The sequence below is a fragment of the Mycobacterium sp. genome, assembly GCF_019247635.1.
In the GTDB taxonomy this organism is placed as follows: Bacteria; Actinomycetota; Actinomycetes; order Mycobacteriales; family Mycobacteriaceae; genus Mycobacterium.
The window spans coordinates 23927-42103 of the sequence record NZ_JAFBAR010000113.1 but is presented as its reverse complement, the minus strand read 5'-3'; the positions used below and the strand labels follow the sequence as shown (position 1 = coordinate 42103).

At 68.9% G+C, this 18177-nt stretch carries 21 protein-coding genes; 14 read left to right on the top strand and 7 right to left on the bottom strand.

The window, feature by feature from the left end:
- The coding region (locus tag JO236_RS19385) for an AAA family ATPase (protein WP_293334184.1) at positions 1 to 882 on the top strand (882 nt) is incomplete at its 5' end.
- Here the strand turns inward: JO236_RS19385 and JO236_RS19380 are convergent.
- Entirely contained in the window at positions 879 to 1715 is an 837-nt protein-coding gene (locus JO236_RS19380; protein ID WP_293334181.1) for an enoyl-CoA hydratase/isomerase family protein, read from the bottom strand. The genes JO236_RS19385 and JO236_RS19380 overlap by 4 nt on opposite strands.
- A gap of 95 nt (positions 1716 to 1810) precedes the next feature.
- Here JO236_RS19380 and ttfA point away from each other — a divergent pair, with 95 nt between their 5' ends.
- From ttfA to JO236_RS19350, 6 genes are read left to right on the top strand one after another with little or no spacing between them, the layout of a single operon-like run.
- The gene (gene ttfA, locus JO236_RS19375; RefSeq protein ID WP_293334178.1) at positions 1811 to 2668 is read left to right on the top strand and encodes a trehalose monomycolate transport factor TtfA; all 858 of its coding nucleotides are present in this window, start codon (positions 1811 to 1813) and stop codon (positions 2666 to 2668) included.
- A 6-nt stretch (positions 2669 to 2674) separates the two neighbouring features.
- Positions 2675 to 3490 (top strand): SDR family NAD(P)-dependent oxidoreductase, encoded by an 816-nt coding sequence (locus JO236_RS19370; protein ID WP_293334175.1) that lies wholly within the window; start codon positions 2675 to 2677, stop codon positions 3488 to 3490.
- Complete coding sequence (gene pyrE / locus JO236_RS19365; RefSeq protein WP_293334172.1) at positions 3477 to 4016, top strand: orotate phosphoribosyltransferase; 540 nt, start codon at positions 3477 to 3479, stop codon at positions 4014 to 4016. Before JO236_RS19370 ends, pyrE begins: the two co-directional genes overlap by 14 nt.
- A gap of 22 nt (positions 4017 to 4038) precedes the next feature.
- Positions 4039 to 4923: a hypothetical protein gene (locus tag JO236_RS19360; RefSeq protein ID WP_416362292.1), complete on the top strand. Its 885-nt coding sequence runs from the start codon at positions 4039 to 4041 to the stop codon at positions 4921 to 4923.
- Positions 4920 to 5564, top strand: coding sequence for a TrmH family RNA methyltransferase (locus JO236_RS19355; RefSeq protein WP_293334166.1), 645 nt, complete (start codon positions 4920 to 4922; stop codon positions 5562 to 5564). Before JO236_RS19360 ends, JO236_RS19355 begins: the two co-directional genes overlap by 4 nt.
- A 16-nt stretch (positions 5565 to 5580) precedes the next feature.
- Positions 5581 to 6678 carry a glycoside hydrolase family 76 protein gene (locus tag JO236_RS19350; RefSeq protein WP_293334163.1) on the top strand — a complete coding sequence of 366 codons (1098 nt, stop codon included), beginning with the start codon at positions 5581 to 5583 and terminating at the stop codon, positions 6676 to 6678.
- Here JO236_RS19350 and JO236_RS19345 read toward each other — a convergent pair.
- The gene (locus tag JO236_RS19345) at positions 6667 to 7347 is read right to left on the bottom strand and encodes a VTT domain-containing protein (protein WP_293334160.1); all 681 of its coding nucleotides are present in this window, start codon (positions 7345 to 7347) and stop codon (positions 6667 to 6669) included. The two genes, JO236_RS19350 and JO236_RS19345, sit on opposite strands and share 12 nt — an antisense overlap.
- A 90-nt stretch (positions 7348 to 7437) precedes the next feature.
- Here JO236_RS19345 and fbaA point away from each other — a divergent pair, with 90 nt between their 5' ends.
- Positions 7438 to 8472 carry a class II fructose-bisphosphate aldolase gene (gene fbaA, locus JO236_RS19340; RefSeq protein ID WP_293334157.1) on the top strand — a complete coding sequence of 345 codons (1035 nt, stop codon included), beginning with the start codon at positions 7438 to 7440 and terminating at the stop codon, positions 8470 to 8472.
- A gap of 39 nt (positions 8473 to 8511) precedes the next feature.
- Here fbaA and JO236_RS19335 read toward each other — a convergent pair whose 3' ends face one another.
- The gene (locus JO236_RS19335) at positions 8512 to 9303 is read right to left on the bottom strand and encodes a hypothetical protein (RefSeq protein ID WP_293334154.1); all 792 of its coding nucleotides are present in this window, start codon (positions 9301 to 9303) and stop codon (positions 8512 to 8514) included.
- 52 nt (positions 9304 to 9355) lie between these two features.
- Here JO236_RS19335 and JO236_RS19330 point away from each other — a divergent pair, with 52 nt between their 5' ends.
- A complete protein-coding gene (locus tag JO236_RS19330) occupies positions 9356 to 9769 on the top strand; it encodes a DUF3151 domain-containing protein (RefSeq protein WP_293334151.1) in 414 nt (137 codons plus the stop codon).
- Here the strand turns inward: JO236_RS19330 and JO236_RS19325 are convergent.
- The 3 genes from JO236_RS19325 to JO236_RS19315 are packed head-to-tail and all read right to left on the bottom strand — an operon-like array spanning position 9766 to position 12101.
- The gene (locus JO236_RS19325) at positions 9766 to 10659 is read right to left on the bottom strand and encodes a cation diffusion facilitator family transporter (protein WP_293334148.1); all 894 of its coding nucleotides are present in this window, start codon (positions 10657 to 10659) and stop codon (positions 9766 to 9768) included. The two genes, JO236_RS19330 and JO236_RS19325, sit on opposite strands and share 4 nt — an antisense overlap.
- A gap of 41 nt (positions 10660 to 10700) precedes the next feature.
- The gene (locus JO236_RS19320; RefSeq protein ID WP_293334145.1) at positions 10701 to 11462 is read right to left on the bottom strand and encodes a site-2 protease family protein; all 762 of its coding nucleotides are present in this window, start codon (positions 11460 to 11462) and stop codon (positions 10701 to 10703) included.
- A gap of 9 nt (positions 11463 to 11471) precedes the next feature.
- The gene (locus tag JO236_RS19315) at positions 11472 to 12101 is read right to left on the bottom strand and encodes a peptidase M50 (RefSeq protein WP_293334142.1); all 630 of its coding nucleotides are present in this window, start codon (positions 12099 to 12101) and stop codon (positions 11472 to 11474) included.
- Between the two features lie 109 nt (positions 12102 to 12210).
- Here JO236_RS19315 and JO236_RS19310 point away from each other — a divergent pair, with 109 nt between their 5' ends.
- The 5 genes from JO236_RS19310 to JO236_RS19290 are packed head-to-tail and all read left to right on the top strand — an operon-like array spanning position 12211 to position 17079.
- Positions 12211 to 13506 (top strand): adenylosuccinate synthase, encoded by a 1296-nt coding sequence (locus JO236_RS19310; RefSeq protein WP_293334098.1) that lies wholly within the window; start codon positions 12211 to 12213, stop codon positions 13504 to 13506.
- Positions 13503 to 14189 (top strand): PaaI family thioesterase, encoded by a 687-nt coding sequence (locus tag JO236_RS19305; protein WP_293334096.1) that lies wholly within the window; start codon positions 13503 to 13505, stop codon positions 14187 to 14189. Before JO236_RS19310 ends, JO236_RS19305 begins: the two co-directional genes overlap by 4 nt.
- Positions 14190 to 14219: 30 nt before the next feature.
- Entirely contained in the window at positions 14220 to 15449 is a 1230-nt protein-coding gene (purT, locus tag JO236_RS19300; RefSeq protein ID WP_293334095.1) for a formate-dependent phosphoribosylglycinamide formyltransferase, read from the top strand.
- The gene (locus tag JO236_RS19295) at positions 15446 to 15862 is read left to right on the top strand and encodes a rhodanese-like domain-containing protein (RefSeq protein WP_293334093.1); all 417 of its coding nucleotides are present in this window, start codon (positions 15446 to 15448) and stop codon (positions 15860 to 15862) included. The genes purT and JO236_RS19295 overlap by 4 nt, the downstream gene beginning before the upstream one ends.
- Positions 15859 to 17079: an O-succinylhomoserine sulfhydrylase gene (locus tag JO236_RS19290; protein WP_293334090.1), complete on the top strand. Its 1221-nt coding sequence runs from the start codon at positions 15859 to 15861 to the stop codon at positions 17077 to 17079. Before JO236_RS19295 ends, JO236_RS19290 begins: the two co-directional genes overlap by 4 nt.
- Here the strand turns inward: JO236_RS19290 and JO236_RS19285 are convergent.
- Positions 17076 to 18155: a PE family protein gene (locus JO236_RS19285; protein ID WP_293334087.1), complete on the bottom strand. Its 1080-nt coding sequence runs from the start codon at positions 18153 to 18155 to the stop codon at positions 17076 to 17078. The two genes, JO236_RS19290 and JO236_RS19285, sit on opposite strands and share 4 nt — an antisense overlap.
- Positions 18156 to 18177 lie beyond the last annotated feature (22 nt).

The following is an 18177-nucleotide window of genomic DNA, read 5'->3' as shown; positions in this document are numbered from 1 at the left end:
GGCGAGACCGCCAAGCTGCTGCGCATGGAAGACGAGCTGGGCAAGCGCGTCGTCGGGCAGCGCAAGGCCGTGCAGGCCGTGTCCGACGCGGTGCGTCGCAGCAGGGCCGGCGTCGCCGACCCCAACCGGCCCACCGGATCGTTTCTGTTCCTCGGCCCCACCGGCGTCGGCAAGACGGAGCTGGCCAAGGCGCTCGCCGACTTCCTGTTCGACGACGAGCGCGCCATGGTCCGCATCGACATGAGCGAGTACGGCGAGAAGCACTCGGTGGCCCGGCTGGTCGGCGCGCCGCCCGGCTACATCGGCTACGACCAGGGTGGTCAGCTGACCGAGGCGGTGCGCCGGCGGCCCTACGCCGTGGTGCTGTTCGACGAGGTCGAAAAGGCCCACCCGGACGTGTTCGACGTGCTGCTGCAGGTGCTCGACGAGGGCCGGCTGACCGACGGCCAGGGCCGCACCGTCGACTTCCGCAACACGATCCTGATCCTGACGTCCAACCTCGGGTCGGGCGGCAGCGAGGAGCAGGTGATGGCGGCGGTGCGCGCGGCGTTCAAGCCGGAGTTCATCAACAGGCTCGACGACGTGCTGGTCTTCGACGGGCTGAATCCCGAAGAGCTGGTGCAGATCGTCGACATTCAGCTGCAGCAGTTGGCCAAGCGGCTGGCGCAGCGCAGGCTGCAACTCGAGGTGTCGCTGCCGGCCAAGCGCTGGTTGGCGCAGCGCGGCTTCGACCCAGTGTACGGCGCGCGTCCACTGCGGCGGTTGGTGCAGCAGGCGATCGGTGACCAGTTGGCCAAGATGCTGCTGGCCGGTGACGTGCACGACGGCGACGTCGTCCCGGTCAACGTCAGTGCGGACGGCGACGCGCTGGTCCTGGGCTAACTCTGGTCGCGTTTCGGCGCGGCGCCCAGCTCGAAGTCTCGGGTCTGGGCGCCCGCGTCGATAACCGCCTGCAGCCGTGCGCGGGCGGCCGGGTGCGCGAGGGTCTCGCGAAGCAGGTCGTCCTCGACGCGCAGCCCGGCCGCCAGATCCGGGTTGGCCGCTGCCTCGACCGCGCGTTTGGCGTTCGCGATGGCCGGCGGAGGGTACGACGCGATGCGGGCGGCCAGCCTGTCGACGAAGCGCCGCAGCTCCGTGGCGGGTAGCGCGCGGTTGACATATCCCCAGGATTCGGCTGTCGCGGCGCCGAAGTCCATGCCGCCCAGGATGACTTCGAGGGCCCGTTCGCGGCCGACCAGCCGGGGCAGCCGTTGGGTGGCCCCGCCGCCGGGAATGATCCCCACCGCCACCTCCGGCTGGCCGAACCGCGCCTTGCCAAGGGCGGCATAGCGCATGTCGAAGGCCATCGCGAACTCGCTGCCGCCGCCGCGGCAGACGCCCTCGATGACCGCGATGGTGGCCTTCGGCAGGGTGCGGAACAGCTCCATGGTGGCGTTGAACGGGGACAGCTCGTCCGGCGGCGCGGTGGCCTCGGTGACAGGGCCGCGCAGGCGGTCGAGCAGCGCGACGTCGGCGTGGGCGATGAAGAATTGCGGGTCGGCCGAATCGACGATCAGCACGCGCACCCCGTCGTCGGCCGCGATCTCCCGAGCAAGGCGACCGACCTCGGTCAACAATCGCGCATCAAGCAGATTGATCGGCGGATTGTCAATCGTCGCCCGACAGACGCCGTCCGCCACCGCGACGCGCATCAGCTGATAGTCCTCGTAGGCCATGGCCGGAACACTACGGGGACGGCCAGCAAACCTTAATTCGCTTGTGACCTGGTCGCATTCCCTGTTCCGGGCCGACAGCAGATACTCTATTCGGGATGGTCCCGCTTTGGTTCACGCTCTCCGCGCTGTGCTTCGTCGGTGCGGGGGTGTTGCTGTACATCGACATCGACCGGCGCCGCGGGCGCAGCAGGCGCCGTAGGTCCTGGGCGCGGTCGCATGGATTCGACTACGAGCGCGATTCCAACGACATCCTGAAGCGTTGGACACGCGGCGTGATGTCGACGGTGGGCGATGTCCCGGCGCACAACGTCGTGCTGGGGCAGATCCGTGGCGAGGCGGTGTACATCTTCGATCTCGAGGAAGTCGCCACGGTGATCGCGTTGCACCGCAAAGTGGGCACGAACGTGGTGGTCGACCTGCGGCTCAAGGGGCTCAAAGAGCCGCGGGAGAGCGACATCTGGCTGCTGGGTGCGATCGGGCCGCGGATGGTGTACTCCACCAACCTCGACGCCGCGCGGCGGGCCTGCGACCGGCGCATGGTCACCTTCGCGCACACCGCGCCCGCCTGCGCCGAGATCATGTGGAACGAGCAGAACTGGACCTTGGTCGCCATGCCGATCGCCAGCACCCGCACGCAGTGGGACGAGGGGCTGCGCACCGTGCGACAGTTCAACGACCTGCTGCGGGTGCTGCCGCCGTTGCCGCAGGAGATACCCCAGGAGGAAGCGGCGCCGCGCAACGCGGCTCCGAGCCGACCGTTGGCGCCGGCGGGCCGCGCCGAGTTGCCGCAGCGGCACGCGCAGGCCGAGGCCGGCTTGCTGTCCGACGCGGGCCGCCGCGAGCCGGTGCGCCGGGAAGCCAGGGACGCCAGGGACGGTGGCAAACCAGATGTCATCCGGCGCCCTCCGCCCGTCGGTCGCAACGGCCAACAAGCGTCCAACTACCAGCGCTGATACCGCATGCCGCGACCCGTCGCCCTGATCACAGGGCCCACCTCCGGGATCGGTGCCGGCTACGCGCGCCGCTATGCGCGCGCCGGCTACGACCTGGTGCTGGTGGCCCGTGACGTCGCACGGTTGCAGCAATTGGCCGACGAGCTGACGGAGCACGAAGGCCAGGTTGAGATTCTGCCCGCAGACCTCGCCGACGCCGCCGACCGTGACAAGGTCGCGCAGCGGCTGTCTAACGGGGTGCGGGTGCTGGTGAACAACGCCGGCTTCGGGGTGTCCGGTGAATTCTGGACGTCCGACCCGGCCATGCTGCAGGCGCAGCTCGACGTCAACGTGACCGCGACGATGCAACTGACCAGGGCCGCGTTACCGGCCATGCTCGACGCGGGGGCCGGCACCGTCGTCAACGTCGCCAGCATCACCGGTCTGCTGCCGGGAAGGGGAGCGACGTACTCGGCGTCCAAAGCGTGGACCGTGTCGTTCTCCGAGGGCCTGGCCGGGTCGCTAGCCGGCACCGGCGTGGGGGTGCACGCGGTCTGCCCGGGCTACGTCCGCACCGAATTTCACAGCCGCGCCGGCGTGGACGTGGCCCAGGTGCCGTCCTACCTGTGGCTCGAGGTCGACGAGGTGGTCGACGAGAGCATCGCCGACATCGCCCGCGGCAAGGTGATCAGCGTCCCGAGCCTGCGGTACAAGTACCTGGTCGCGGCCGGGCAGACGATGCCGCGCAAGCTGGTCCGGGCGGCCACCGGGCGGTGGGCACCGCGCCGGGTGGCTCGGGTGGCCGTTCAACGCCTGCGCGGCGGTGGTCGTGGCCGCGCCTGAGCAGCAGGAACTGGCCGACCTGGTGCGCCGGTTGTCGGTGGTGCACGGCCGCGTCACGCTGTCGTCGGGCAAGGAGGCCGACTACTACGTCGACCTGCGCCGCGCCACCCTGCACCACCGCGCGTCCGCACTCATCGGTCGGCTGATGCGCGAACTCACTCAGGACTGGGACTATGCCGTGGTCGGCGGTTTGACCTTGGGCGCCGATCCGGTCGCGACGGCGATCATGCACGCGCCCGGCCGCCCGATCGACGCCTTTGTAGTCCGCAAATCCGCGAAAACCCATGGGCTGCAACGCCTTATCGAGGGATCCGAGGTATCGGGGCAGCGGGTGCTGGTGGTGGAGGACACCAGCACCACGGGTGCCTCGGCGCTGACGGCGGTGCGGGCCGTCCAAGACGCGGGCGGCGACGTGCTGGGTGTCGCCACAGTGGTGGACCGCGCCACCGGCGCCGCCGAGGCCATCGAAGCCGAGGGCCTGCCCTACCGCAGTGTGCTGGGGCTCGCCGAACTGGGGCTGGGTTAGTCTGCCAGCCGTGCGCACCCTGATTGGCCTGCTTTGCGTGGCCGTCTGCCTGGTGTGCTGCTCGAAGGCCAACCAGCCCGTCCGGCCTTACGGCGCCCTGGGCGCGCGGGTCGGCGAATCGCTGGCGCTGTTGGGCTGGAACATGGCGGTGTCGAATCTGCGCTGGGACGGCGACTACGTGCTGGTCGACGTCGACGCCGCCCCGACCGATCCCAAGGCGGCGCACGCCAAAGCCGAGGACATCCGCTTCGGGCTTTACGGTGCCCTGAATCACCCGATGGAATCCGCCGGGCTGGGCAGCTGTGATGACGCCGTTCAAGCCGGAGTGCACGATGCCAAGCCGCTCTCGGCGCCGCCCGACCGGCTCACCGGCACCGTCTGCCTGGGCCCGCTGACGGACCGCAGCCAGGTCCGCGGGGTGTACAGCTATTCGGCGCGGGACCGCATCTCGAATACCTCGGCGGCCTATCCGGCGGCGTTTCCGGTGGGTCTGATGCCGACCAACGTCAACGACACGGGCCTGGTGGTCAAGTCCACCAGCCTGTCGGCGTGGCGCGCCGACGGGACCCCGGTGACCCAGGCGCAGCTCGGAGACCCGACGGCCTTCAGCGGCAACGGCTACATGCTGATGGGATTGCAGGCCAGCGCGGTCACAGCGCGCTATCGCGACGACTCGGCCAAGCGTGGCGGACCGATGATGCTGCTCACGTCACCGACGCTGCCCGGCCGCGGCCTGAACCCGGCGTGCGCAACGTATGGTTCGTCGGTGCTGATCCTGCCCGACGCGTCGTTGGACGCGGTGCAGGTCAGTGCGTCGCTGTGCACCCAGGGTGAGATCAACGAGGCGTTGCTGTACGCGACGGTGGCGGTAGTCGGAACCCACGCCGCGGTGTGGACCACAAAGTGACAGAACCGGGGCCGACCGAATGGGGTGCGCCGGCCGGCGGTGTCGGGCCGTGGACGGGCGAGTCGCCCGACGACCCGCGCTATGACCCAATCCTGTTGCGCGACGGCGATACTCGCAACGTCGTCGATGCCTACAGGTACTGGACCCGGGAGGCGATCATCGCCGACATCGACGGGCGCCGGCACGCCCTGCACGTGGCGATCGAGAACTTCGGCCACGACGCCAACATCGGTTCGGTGGTGCGCACCGCCAACGCGTTCGCCGTGGATACGGTGCACATCGTCGGGCGCCGGCGCTGGAACCGCCGCGGTGCCATGGTGACCGACCGCTACCAGCGGCTGTGTCATCACGACAGCACGGCCGAATTGTTCGACTTCGCCGGCCGGGCCGGGTTGACCGTCGTCGCGGTGGACAACGTCCCAGGGGCCGCACGGCTGGAACAGACCGCGCTGCCGCGGGATTGCCTGCTGGTGTTCGGTCAGGAAGGCCCCGGCATCACCGACGACACCCGTTCGGGGGCAGCGCTCACCGTGTCGATCGCCCAGTTCGGTTCGACGCGCAGCATCAACGCCGGCGTCGCCGCCGGGATCGCGATGCACGCCTGGATCCGGCAGCACGGGGACATGACGCGCGCCTGGTAGGGCAGGATCTAGTGCTATGGAGCAGGTATGGGCGAACCGGGCCGCCAGCGCTGAAACGGCAGTGGCGCAACGGCATCTGAAACGGCTCTGGGCACTACCGGGAACGCAGTTGGGCGCGGTGGCCTGGCCGTCGGACCGCAACGCCCGACTGTTCGGCACCTGGCACTACTGGTGGCAGGCGCATCTGCTGGATTGCCTCGTCGATGCGCAACTGCGGGACCCGCAGCCACAGCGCCGCGCCGGGATCAACCGCCAGGTCCGCTCGCACCGCCTGCGGAACAACCTCTCCTGGATCAACAGCTACTACGACGACATGGCGTGGCTGGCGCTGGCGCTGGAACGCGCCGCCCGCATCGCCGGCGTCGAGCGCCGCAAGGCGCTACGCAAGCTCGCCGACCAGTTCGTGACGGCGTGGGTACCCGAGGACGGCGGCGGTATCCCGTGGCGCAAGCAGGACCAGTTCTTCAACGCGCCCGCCAACGGCCCGGCCGGGCTCTTCCTGGCCCGTTACGGCGACCGGATGCGGCGGGCCCAGCAGATGGCCGACTGGATCGACGAAACCCTGATCGACCCCGACACCCACCTGGTGTTCGATGGCATCAAGGGCGGTTCACTGGTGCGCGCGCAGTACACCTACTGCCAGGGTGTAGTGCTCGGGCTGGAAACCGAACTGGCCGCACGCACCCACGACGACCGGCACGGTCCGCGGGTGCACCGGCTGGTCGCCGCGGTCGACGAGCACATGGCGCCCTCAGGCGTGCTGCGCGGCGCCGGGGGCGGCGACGGGGGCCTGTTCTCCGGTGTCACCGCCCGCTACCTCGCGCTGGTCGCCACCACGTTGCCCGGGGACTCGGCCGACGACGTCACCGCGCGCGAGACCGCCCGCAAAATCGTGCTGACGTCGGCCAAATCGGCGTGGGAGTACCGCCAGACGACCGACGGACTGCCGGTGTTCGGCCCGTTCTGGGACCGCGACGCGGAGCTGCCCACTGCGGGCGGCCAGCAGGCGAAGTTCGTCGAGGGCGCGGTGAACAGTTCCGCGGTCGCCGAGCGGGACCTGTCCGTGCAGCTGTCGGGCTGGATGTTGATGGAGGCCGCCCACTCACTCGGGTAGCGCGGGCGCGTCGGGTTCCTTCTCGGCGGGGGCCCGCCTGCGCGACCGGTAGCTGCGCCACGCCGCGATGAAGGCCGGCAACATCGACACGAACAGGATGCCCAGGATGATCTTTTCCAGGTTCTGGTGCACGAACGGCACGTTGCCCAGGAAGTAGCCGGCCACGGTCACGCCGCCACCCCAGAGCACGCCGCCGACGATGTCGAATGCCAGGTACACCGGGTACCGCATGTAGGACACCCCGGCGACCACCGGCGTGAACGTCCGTACGAACGGCATGAACCGGGCCAGGATGATGGCCCTCGACCCGTACTTCTCGAAGAAGGCGTGCGACTCGGTCACGTAGTGCTGCTTGAAGAACCGGGAGTCTTCCTTCTTGAACAGTGCCGGTCCGATCCGGCGGCCGATGAAGTACCCGGTCTGGTCCCCGAGGATGGCGACCACCGCGACGGCCGGGGCCAATACCCAGATGTTCAGCGTCCCCTGGGCGGCCAGCAATCCGCCGGTGAACAGCAGCGACTCGCCGGGCAGCAGGGGGAACAGCAACCCCGTCTCGACGTAGACGATGACCAGGATCGTCGGCAGCACCGCGGAGGCGAACAGGCCCTTGGGGCCGATCCAGAACATCGGGTCGAGGATGGTCCCCGAGGCCATCACGGCGGTGCTCATGACGCTTCAACATACCGGTCGTGGTTGGCCGCGACACGAAGTCGTGGGGTTGCGATACTTATCCGGTCCCGGCCGCCAGGAGGAGTTCTCATGCCCATCGCAACACCCGAGGTCTACGCCGAGATGTTGGGACGCGCGAAGGACAACTCGTACGCGTTCCCGGCCATCAACTGCACGTCCTCGGAGACCGTCAACGCCGCGATCAAGGGCTTCGCCGACGCCGGCAGCGACGGCATCATCCAATTCTCCACTGGCGGTGCCGAATTCGCTTCGGGGCTCGGCGTCAAGGACATGGTGGCCGGTGCGGTGGCGCTGGCCAAGTTCACCCGCAGCATCGCGGCCAGGTACCCGATCAACGTCGCGCTGCACACCGACCACTGCCCCAAGGACAAGCTGGACAGCTACGTGCGGCCGTTGCTGGCGATCTCGGCCAAACGGGTGGCGGCGGGCAAGGATCCGCTGTTCGGCTCGCACATGTGGGACGGTTCCGCGGTGCCGATCGCGGAGAACCTTGCCATCGCCCAGGAACTGCTCAAGGAAGCGGCGGCCGCCAAGATCATCCTGGAAGTCGAGATAGGCGTGGTTGGCGGCGAAGAGGACGGCGTGGAAGCCGAGATCAACGAAAAGCTGTACACCACGGCCGAGGACTTCGAGAAGACCATCGAGGCCCTCGGCGCCGGTGAGCACGGCAAGTACCTCCTGGCCGCGACGTTCGGCAACGTGCACGGCGTCTACAAACCCGGCAACGTCAAGCTGCGGCCCGACGTGCTGGCCGAAGGGCAGCAGGTGGCGGCGGCCAAACTCGGCGTGGCCGGTGATGCCAAGCCGTTCGACTTCGTCTTCCACGGCGGTTCGGGCTCGCTGAAGTCGGAGATCGAGGAGGCCCTGCGCTACGGCGTGGTGAAGATGAACGTCGACACCGACACCCAGTACGCGTTCACCCGCCCGCTGGCGGCCCACATGTTCACCAACTACGACGGCGTGCTCAAAGTCGACGGCGAGGTGGGCAATAAGAAGGTCTACGACCCGCGCAGCTATCTCAAGAAGGCCGAGGCGTCGATGACCGAGCGGGTCGTGGAGGCCTGCAACGACCTGCACTGCGCGGGCAAGTCGCTGGGGGTCTAACCCTTGCGTCTCTGCGCGCGTCTCTGCGCGCACTAAGGGCTACCCGCTGGGGGACTGGCAGATCTTCCACTGGTCGTCGCGGAATTGCAGGTCAAGGCTGCGGGTCGAGCGGACCTGCGGGTCGTAGGCCATGAACGTTGTGACATTGGCCTCGGCGTGTTGGCCGTTGACCACCACCTGGTCGATGCTGGCGATCACCGGAAATTGCTTGGCGGCCGCGACCCGGTGGTAGGTCTCCTGCCACGCGTGCTCGTCGTAGTCGGCGTAGCCGTCGCGGGTGGTGCCGCAGGTGATGCTGCGCAGCGTGGACAGGTCGCCGGTCTGCACGGCGGCGTCGAAGCTCTGGATGGTGTGCCGCACCTGATCTTCCTGCGAGACCTTCGCATGCTTGCTGTGGGTGAGCAGCAGGGTGCCCAGGATCGCGATGGCCGCCAACGCCAGCACCACCAGGACGATCGCCAGCACCCAGCCCCAGTTGAAATGCCGGGACTGCGTCGGCGACGTGCCCCCATCGCGGGGCGGGATAGATTGCGGCACAGCGGCTTTGGTTGGTGCGCCGGACGGCGTGGTGGGGGCTCCTGCGCTGGTTTGGATTATCTCCGTCGCCGGCTCCGCCGCGGTGTCGATGACCTGGGTTTCCTTCGCGTCGAAGCCAGGCGCGGTGAACCGGCGTTCGCGTTGGCTGTCCGGCGCCGCGGGATCGATGACCGGCCCGCCTGTGCTGATCACGGTGGTGTCGGCGTCGCTGGGCGCCGGGGGATAGACCTCGGTGGGGTGTTCGCCGGCGTCCTCGGGTCCGCCTCGCGGGTCGGGCTCGGGTGGGTTGGGCATGAGTGGAGCTTAGCGACCACCGCCGGGGCCGTGCGACGGCAGAATGGGGACCATGACACGGATGGGCGATCTCCTGGGACCTGAGCCAATCTTGCTGCCTGGTGACAGCGAGGCCGAGGCGGAGCTACTGGCGGGTGAGAATCCGGGCATCGTCGCCGCGGCGCATCCGGCCGCGTCGGTGGCGTGGGCGGCGCTGGCCGAAGAGGCGCTGGCCGACGACAGGGCCATCACCGCCTACGCCTACGCCCGCACTGGCTACCACCGCGGCCTGGACCAGTTGCGCCGCAATGGCTGGAAGGGCTTCGGCCCCGTGCCGTATGCGCACGAACCCAACCGAGGGTTCCTGCGCTGCGTGGCCGCGCTGGCGCAGGCGGCCGACACCATCGGTGAAACCCCCGAGTACGGGCGCTGCCTGGATCTGCTCGACGACTGCGACCCCGCGGCCCGCGCCGCGCTGGGGCTCTAGAAATTCTCCGAACAGCTTTCGTCGGGGCACTCGATCTGGACGGTGGCGTGGTCGAGGCCGCGTTCGCGCAACACCGCCCGCGCCGCGCTGAGCACTTTGGCGGAATCCGCGGTGCTGGTCAGGTGCGCGGTGCACATGTCCTTGCCGGGCGACAGCGTCCACACATGCAGGTCGTGCACCGCGGTCACGCCGTCGACCGCTCCCAACGCCGAGCGCAGCTCCTCGACGTCGATGTGGGCCGGCGACGTTTCGGACAGGATCCGCAACGCCGCGCGGGCCAGCGAAATCGCCCGCGGCAGCACCCACAACGCCACCAGGACGGCGACCACCACGTCGGCGTAGGGCCAGTGCGTCGTGAGGGTGACGATGCCGGCGATCAGCACGCCGAGGCTGCCGACAGTGTCGGCGACGACCTCCATGTAGGCGCCCCTGACCGCCAGGCTGCCCCCGGATTGTGAACGCAGCAGCAGCGCCACCACCAAATTGGCCGCCAGCCCGGCCAGGGCCACGACCACCATCGGCACGCCGGGGATGGACGGCGCGTTACCGAGCCGTGCGATCGCCTCGTAGAGGATGAACGCCGCGACCCCGACGAGCAGGACGGCATTGGCGACGGCGGTGAACACCTCGGCGCGATGCCAGCCGTAGGTGCGCTCGGGGGAGGTGCTGCCGCGCTTGGCCAGCGCGACCGCGGCCAGTCCCATGAACACCGCGACCACGTCGGTCAGCATGTGCCCCGCGTCGGCCAGCAGCGCGATCGAGTTGATCAGCAGCGATGTGGTCAGTTCCACCACGAAGAACGCCGCGAGGATCGCCGCGGCCATGATCATGCGGGGGATCACCCGAGACTCGTCAGCCGCGGCGGGTGTGTGACTGTGTCCGGCGCCCATAGGCAGTCAATATATGCGTGTTATTGCATGTATTGCAAGGGTCAGAACCAGCGGCGCCAGAACAGGGTCAGCGAGTAGCCGGCGTTGGACAGCACCCGGGGCACGCCGGAGAACTCGAACAGCCACTGCACGAACCCGAAGAGGTATTGATTCACCACCGGGGCCAGCAGCAGGAAGAACAGAATGAACACCCCGTACTGCTTGGCCGGTGCGACCGCGCGCTGCGTCTCGGCACTCAGATGCGGCTCCAGCGCGTCGTAACCGTCCAGGCCGGGGATCGGCAGCAGGTTCAGCACCACCGCCATGATCTGCAGGAACCCGAGGAAGGCCACTCCCGCCCAGAGCACCCAGTGCTGTGGGTCCCGGGGATCGAAGAACAGTCTGGTGAGCGTCAGCAGCAGCGCCGCCAGTATCAGATTTGCCGCCGGGCCCGCCAGGCTGACCAGCGTGCGCCGGGTCGGCGTCATGAACCAGGTGCGCAGGTACACCGCGGCGCCGGGCAGGCCGATCCCGCCCAGCGCGATGAAGACCATCGGCAGCAGCAGCGAGAGGCCGGGATTGCTGTAGCGCCTCGGGTCCAGGGTCAGGTAGCCGCCCACGGCCGCGTCGTGGTCGCCGAATCGCCACGCGGTGAACGCGTGGCCGAATTCGTGTAGGCACAGCGACACCAACCACCCGGCGATGACGAAGGTGAACACCCCGGCATAGGACAGCGGTCGCACCTCGTCGCCGGCCAGCCAGGCCAGCACGCCGCCGGTGGCCGTCACACCAACCAGGGCCAAGAAGATCGGGCTAGGTCTCACGGTCGAAAACTACCGGACCAGCAGCCAGCCCTCGAGGTGGCGGTAGAACGTCGAACGGCGGGCCGAACGCGAGGCCGGGACGCCGTCGCGCACCACGAGGACACCGGTACTGCCCAGTTGGACCGCGCGCCCGGTGACCCAACGACGTCGAAACCCATTGCCGTGCAACGTCGCCCGCAGGCCCGGCGCGGCACGCGTGGGTTCGATGCGCACCCCGGCGACGTCGCCGTCGAACAGCACGGTGTCGTCCACGACGGCCTCGCCGTGCAGGACCGGCCGCTCGTCCGGCGGCAACCAATCGGCACGTCCCACGATCACCGACCCCGTCTCGTCGCGGATCAGCGGCACCCGTCGGGCCGAACCGTGCCGCGCGCGCCGCGCCGCCCGCCGACCCGCCGGCAGGCGGTAGATCCGGGTTGCCGCGCTGCGCCGGCGCGGCACGTAACCGACCTCGACGTCGAGCCGGTCGGCGCGCAACAACCGGTTGAGCACCGCGGCCAGGTCGGCGTCGGCGCCGACCACCAGCAGCCGTCGGTAGGGGCCGATCGCGTCGTCTATGGCCGCGTGGGTGGGCAGGCCCTGCAGCGGGCCGGGGACCCGCCGATCCGCGAACGGCAGCACCGCCACACTGGAAATCAAGACCCTCCTCGCGAGCTGCTGAGATAGGGTAGCTCACCGGCTGGACCACAATTTGGTGGTGACCCGCTGCACCCGGCTGCGATCACCACGACTGAGCAGGGAGCATGTCATGCCGGCAATCGTCCTCATCGGCGCCCAGTGGGGTGACGAGGGCAAAGGTAAGGCCACTGACCTGCTCGGTGGTCGCGCGCAATGGGTGGTGCGCTATCAGGGCGGCAACAACGCCGGGCACACCGTCGTCCTGCCCACCGGCGAGAACTTCGCGCTGCACCTCATCCCGTCGGGGGTGCTCACACCCGGCGTCACCAACGTCATCGGCAACGGCGTGGTGGTCGATCCCGGGGTGCTGCTCAGCGAACTCAAGGGGCTGGAAGACCGCGGCGTCGACACCTCCAAGCTGCTGATCTCCGCCGACGCCCACCTGCTGATGCCCTACCACGTGGCCATCGACAAGGTCACCGAGCGGTACATGGGCAGCAAGAAGATCGGCACCACCGGCCGTGGTATCGGGCCGTGCTATCAGGACAAGATCGCGCGGATGGGGATCCGGGTCGCCGACGTGCTCGACCCCGAACTGCTGACCCACAAGATCGAGGCCGCGCTCGAGCTCAAGAACCAGATCCTGGTCAAGATCTACAACCGCAAGGCGCTGGAACCCGAGCACGTCGTACAGGTCCTACTCGAACAGGCCGAGGGATTCCGGCATCGCATCGCCGACACCCGGCTGCTGCTCAACAACGCGCTGGAGGCCGGCGAAACCGTCCTGCTGGAGGGCTCGCAGGGAACCCTGCTCGACGTCGACCACGGCACCTATCCGTATGTCACGTCGTCAAATCCGACGGCGGGCGGCGCGGCCGTCGGCTCCGGCATCGGCCCGACCAGGATCGGGACCGTGCTGGGCATCCTCAAGGCCTACACCACCCGCGTGGGCTCGGGCCCGTTCCCCACCGAGCTGTTCGACGAGAACGGCGAGTACCTGTCCAAGACCGGTGGGGAGTTCGGCGTCACCACCGGGCGGCGCCGGCGCTGCGGCTGGTTCGACGCCGTCATCGCCCGCTACGCGAGCCGGGTCAACGGCATCACCGACTACTTCCTGACCAAGCTCGACGTGCTCTCCAGCCTCGAAACCGTGCCGGTCTGCGTGGCCTACGAGATCGACGGCAAACGCACCCCAGAGATGCCCATGAGCCAAAGCGAGCTACACCGGGCCAAACCGGTCTACGAGGAGCTGCCCGGTTGGTGGGAGGACATCTCGGCGGCGCGGGAGTTCGACGACTTGCCCGCCAAGGCGCGCGACTATGTGCTGCGGTTGGAAGAGCTTGCCGAAGCGCATGTTTCGTGTATCGGCGTGGGCCCGGGACGGGACCAAACGATCGTGCGCCGCGACGTATTGGCGGCCTCGTGACAGAGGCTGACCCAAACCAGGAATCCGATCCGAAGGAACTCGACCCCGAATACGAACACCACGGCGGCTTTCCGGCGTATGGACCGGCCGAGCCTGGCGCGGGTTTCCGACGATTCGTCGAGACCATGCGCCGGGTGCAGGATTTGGCGGTGTCCGCCGACCCGGACGGCGGGGTATGGGACAAAGCGGCCGAGCACGCCGCGGCGCTGGTCGAGCTGCTCGGCCCCTTTCAGGCCGCCGAGGAAGGCAAGGCCCCGGCCGGGCGGACGCCGGACCTGCCCGGGATGGGCAGCCTGCTGCTGCCGCCCTGGACGCTGACGCGGTATGCCCCCGACGGTGTCGAGATGACCGGGCATTTCAGCAGGTTCCACGTCGGCGGCAACCACGCAGTGCACGGCGGTGTGCTGCCCCTGCTGTTTGATCACCTGTTCGGCATGATCGTGCACGCCGCCGGACGGCCGATCAGCCGCACGGCCTTCCTGCACGTCGATTACCGCAACGTCACCCCGATCGATGTCCCGCTGGCGGTACGTGGACGGGTCACCCGCGTCGAGGGCCGCAAGGCGTTTGTGGGCGCGGAATTGGTCGACGGTGGCGATGGCGGCCAGGTATTGGTCGATGGCGGCCAGGTATTGGCCCAAGCCAACGGCCTGATGGTGCGGCTACTGCCTGGTCAGCCCTGAGTACCGCCCGCCGGCCCCTATCCTTGACCTGTGACAGACGAGCGCACCGCGGTCCCCGACGCCACGCCGGCCGAAAGCGAGGGCGAAGTCCGGCCCCGGGTGGTGCTGCTGGGTTCCGGTGAGCTCAGCCGGGAGCTGGCGATTTCGCTGCGCCGACTCGGCGCGGAGGTCATCGCCATCGACGGGTACGCCTATGCCCCCGCGCACGCGGTAGCCGATCAGTCGCTGGTGGTCACGATGACCGACGGGGCAGAGCTGTCGACGGTCATCGAGGGACTGCAACCGGATTTCGTGGTCACGACCACCCATGCTGTCGCCGTGGAGGTTCTCGAGACTCTCGGCGCCCAAACCGAAGGTGACCTCACCGAGGTCGTGCCCGGCGCCCGCGGTGTGCGGCTCACCGGCGACCGGGAGGGCTTGCGACGGCTGGCCGCTGACCAGCTCGGCCTGCCAACCGCCCCGTTCTGGTTCGTCGGATCGGTGGGCGAGCTGCAGGCGGTGGCTGCCCACGCTGGATACCCGCTGCTGGTAATGCCCGTGGCAGGCGAGGGGCGCGCGCTGGTGAAGGGCCCCGCCGACATCGAGTCCGCCTGGCGTCGCGCGGTCGGGCGGCCGGAAGCGCCCCAGCGCGTGCTGGCCGAAACGGTCGTCGAAGTCGAGTTTCACGTCACGCTGCTCGCGGTGCGCAGCGAGGGTCCGCGCGGTCCGTTCATCGAATTCTGTTCGGCCATCGGCCATCGCCGAGACGAGACCCAGACGCTCGAATCCTGGCAACCGCAGCCGATGAGCGACGCGGCGCTGGACGCCGCCAAGTCGATCGCGGCGCGCATCATCAAGGCGCTGGGTGGGCGCGGCGTGTTTGGTGTCGAACTGATGGTCAACGGCGACGAGGTGTACTTCGCCGACGTCACCGCCTACCCGCCGGACACCTCCTGGGTGACGCTGCGCACGCAGCGGCTTTCAGCGTTCGAGCTGCAGGCACGGGTCATCCTCGGTTTGGCGGTGGACACGATGATGCTCTCGCCGGGTGCCGCTCGCCTGATCCGCGCCAACCACAGCATCGTGGCCCCGGACGTGCTGACCCATGCGCTGGGTGTCCCCGAAAGCGACGTCCAGGTGTTCGGCCAGGCCGCCCGGTCCGAGCCGGATGCGCCGCGCGGTCTGGGGATGGCGTTGGCCACCGCACCCGATGTGGCCGCCGCCCGCGATCGCGCCCGGGAAGTCGCGAGCCGGCTGAATATGCGAGACTCACGCGGGTGAGCTACGCGGGAGATATCACGCCGCTCGAGGCGTGGAAGATGCTGAGCGACAACCCCGAGGCGGTATTGGTCGACGTGCGCACGGACGCCGAATGGCGTTTCGTGGGGGTGCCCGATTTGTCCAGCCTCGGCCGCGACGTGGTCTTCATCGAGTGGAATACGTCCGACGGCCGGCACAACGAGAACTTCCTGACCGAACTTGCCGACCGGGTGCCATCCGCGTCGGGGGACCGGCCGGTGGTGTTCCTGTGTCGTTCGGGCAACCGGTCCATCGGCGCCGCCGAGGTCGCGACCGACGCGGGCATCGCTCCGTCGTACAACGTGCTGGACGGTTTCGAGGGACAGCTTGACGCCCACGGGCACCGCGGTGAAACCGGTTGGCGGGCAGTCGGATTGCCCTGGAGGCAGGGGTGACCGACCCTCCTTCGGTTCGCACTCCGAAGGAACTGCCCGACGGCGTCAGTCAGGCCACGATCGGTGTGCGGGGCGGGCTGCTGCGGTCCGGCTTCGATGAGACCGCCGAAGCGATGTTCTTGACGTCCGGCTACGTGTACCCGTCCGCGGCCACGGCCGAGAAATCTTTCACCGGCGATCTGGACCACTTCGTCTACTCGCGTTACGGCAACCCGACCGTGACGATGTTCGAGGAGCGGCTGCGGCTGATCGAGGGGGCCCCGGCGGCGTTCGCCACCGCCAGCGGCATGGCGGCGGTGTTCACCTCGCTGGGCGCCCTGCTGGCCGCCGGCGACCGGTTGGTCGCGGCGCGCAGCCTGTTCGGGTCGTGCTTCGTGGTGTGCAACGAGATCCTGCCGCGTTGGGGCGTCGAGACCGTCTTTGTCGACGGCGACGACCTGTCGCAGTGGGAGGAGGCGCTCTCGGTGTCTGCCCAGGCAGTGTTCTTCGAGACGCCGTCGAACCCGATGCAGTCGCTGGTGGACATCGCTGCGGTGACCGAGCTGGCACACGGCGCAGGCGCAAAGGTGGTGCTGGACAACGTATTTGCGACTCCATTGTTGCAGCAGGGTTTTCCGCTCGGGGTGGATGTGGTGGTGTACTCGGGCACCAAGCACATCGATGGCCAGGGCCGCGTGCTGGGCGGGGCGATCCTCGGTGACCGGGAGTACATCGACGGACCGGTGCAGAAGCTGATGCGTCACACCGGTCCGGCGCTGAGCGCCTTCAACGCCTGGATATTGCTGAAAGGTCTTGAGACGCTTGCGGTTCGGATCGAGCACGGTAACTCCTCGGCGCATCGGATCGCCGAGTATCTGGAAGGTCATCCGGCGGTGCGATGGGTGCGTTACCCGTTCCTGCCGTCGCACCCGCAGCATGACCTGGCCAAGCGCCAAATGTCGGGTGGGGGAACGGTTGTCACCTTCGAACTCGACGTTCCCGACAGTGCCGCCAAGAACCGGGCCTTCGAGGTGCTGGACAAGTTGCGGCTGATCGACATCTCCAACAACCTCGGCGACGCCAAATCCCTTGTCACACACCCGGCGACGACGACACATCGTGCGATGGGGCCTGAGGGCCGAGCCGCGATCGGGCTGGGCGACGGCGTGGTTCGCATCTCCGTCGGTCTGGAGGGCACCGACGATCTGATCGCCGATATCGAGCAGGCGTTGGGTTAGGCGCCGGGCTGGCCGTCGTTGCCGAATAGCAGGCCGCGGGCGCCCCCGTGACCCCCTTGCAACAGACCCAGCCCGCCGTTGCCGCCGTTGCCCCCCAGGGTCGCCGAGCCGCCGTTGCCTCCGAAGCCAAGGATGCCGTCGCCGCCCCTGCCACCGTCGCCGAAAAGTCCGCCGTGGCCGCCCTCGCCGCCGTTGATGGGGCTGTCACCGCCTGCCCCGCCGTTGCCGAAGAGGAACGCTGACCCGCCCTTACCACCGTGTGCGGAGTCCCCTCCGCCATCTCCGCCGTTGCCGTAGAAGAGCCCGCCGTTGGTGCCATCGTGGTACACGTCATTGCCGCTCGTGCTGAACCCGGCACTGCCACCGTTGCCGAAGAAGTCTCCGGCCCGGCCCGCAGTGCCGCCGATACCCCCGGAGAAGTCGTTACCGCCCCTTCCGCCGTCGCCGCCGATGGCCCCGGCGGCCCCGCCAGCCCCGCCGTTTCCGCCGGCACCCAACCCGGCGTTGCCGCCATTGCCGAAGAAGAACGCAGCGTTGCCGCCGTTGCCGCCAAACGAATTGGTGCCAGCCGCCCCGCCCGTACCGCCATTGCCGACGAAGATCCCGCCGGAACCACCGTTGCCACCTGCCTGGCCGGGAAGCCCGGCCGCGCCGTTGCCGCCGTTGCCCCACAGGATGCCGCCGTCGGCGCCGTTGCCGCCGGGGGTGGTGGCGTCGGCGCCGTTGCCGACCAGGGGGCGGTCGAAGATCGACTGAGCGGGGGAGTTGATGGCGTTGAGCGCGGTCTGGGCGACGTTTTGGGATTCGGCGGTGGCGTAAGAGGACGCGCCGCCGTTGATCAGGTTCACGAACTGGTCGTGGAAGCTCGCGGCCTGGGCGGCCAGCGCCTGGTAGGTCCCTGCGTAGCCGGAGAACATCTGGGCGATGACGGCCGAGACCTCGTCGGCCCCGGCGGCCAGCACCCCGCTGGTGGGGGCCGCCGCGGCGGCGTTGGCGCTGCCGAGCGTCGCGCCGATATTCGCGACGTCGCCGGCCGCTGCGGCCAGCGCCTCCGGTACCGCGTTCACAAACGACATGTCCAGGCCCCCTGCAGCTCAA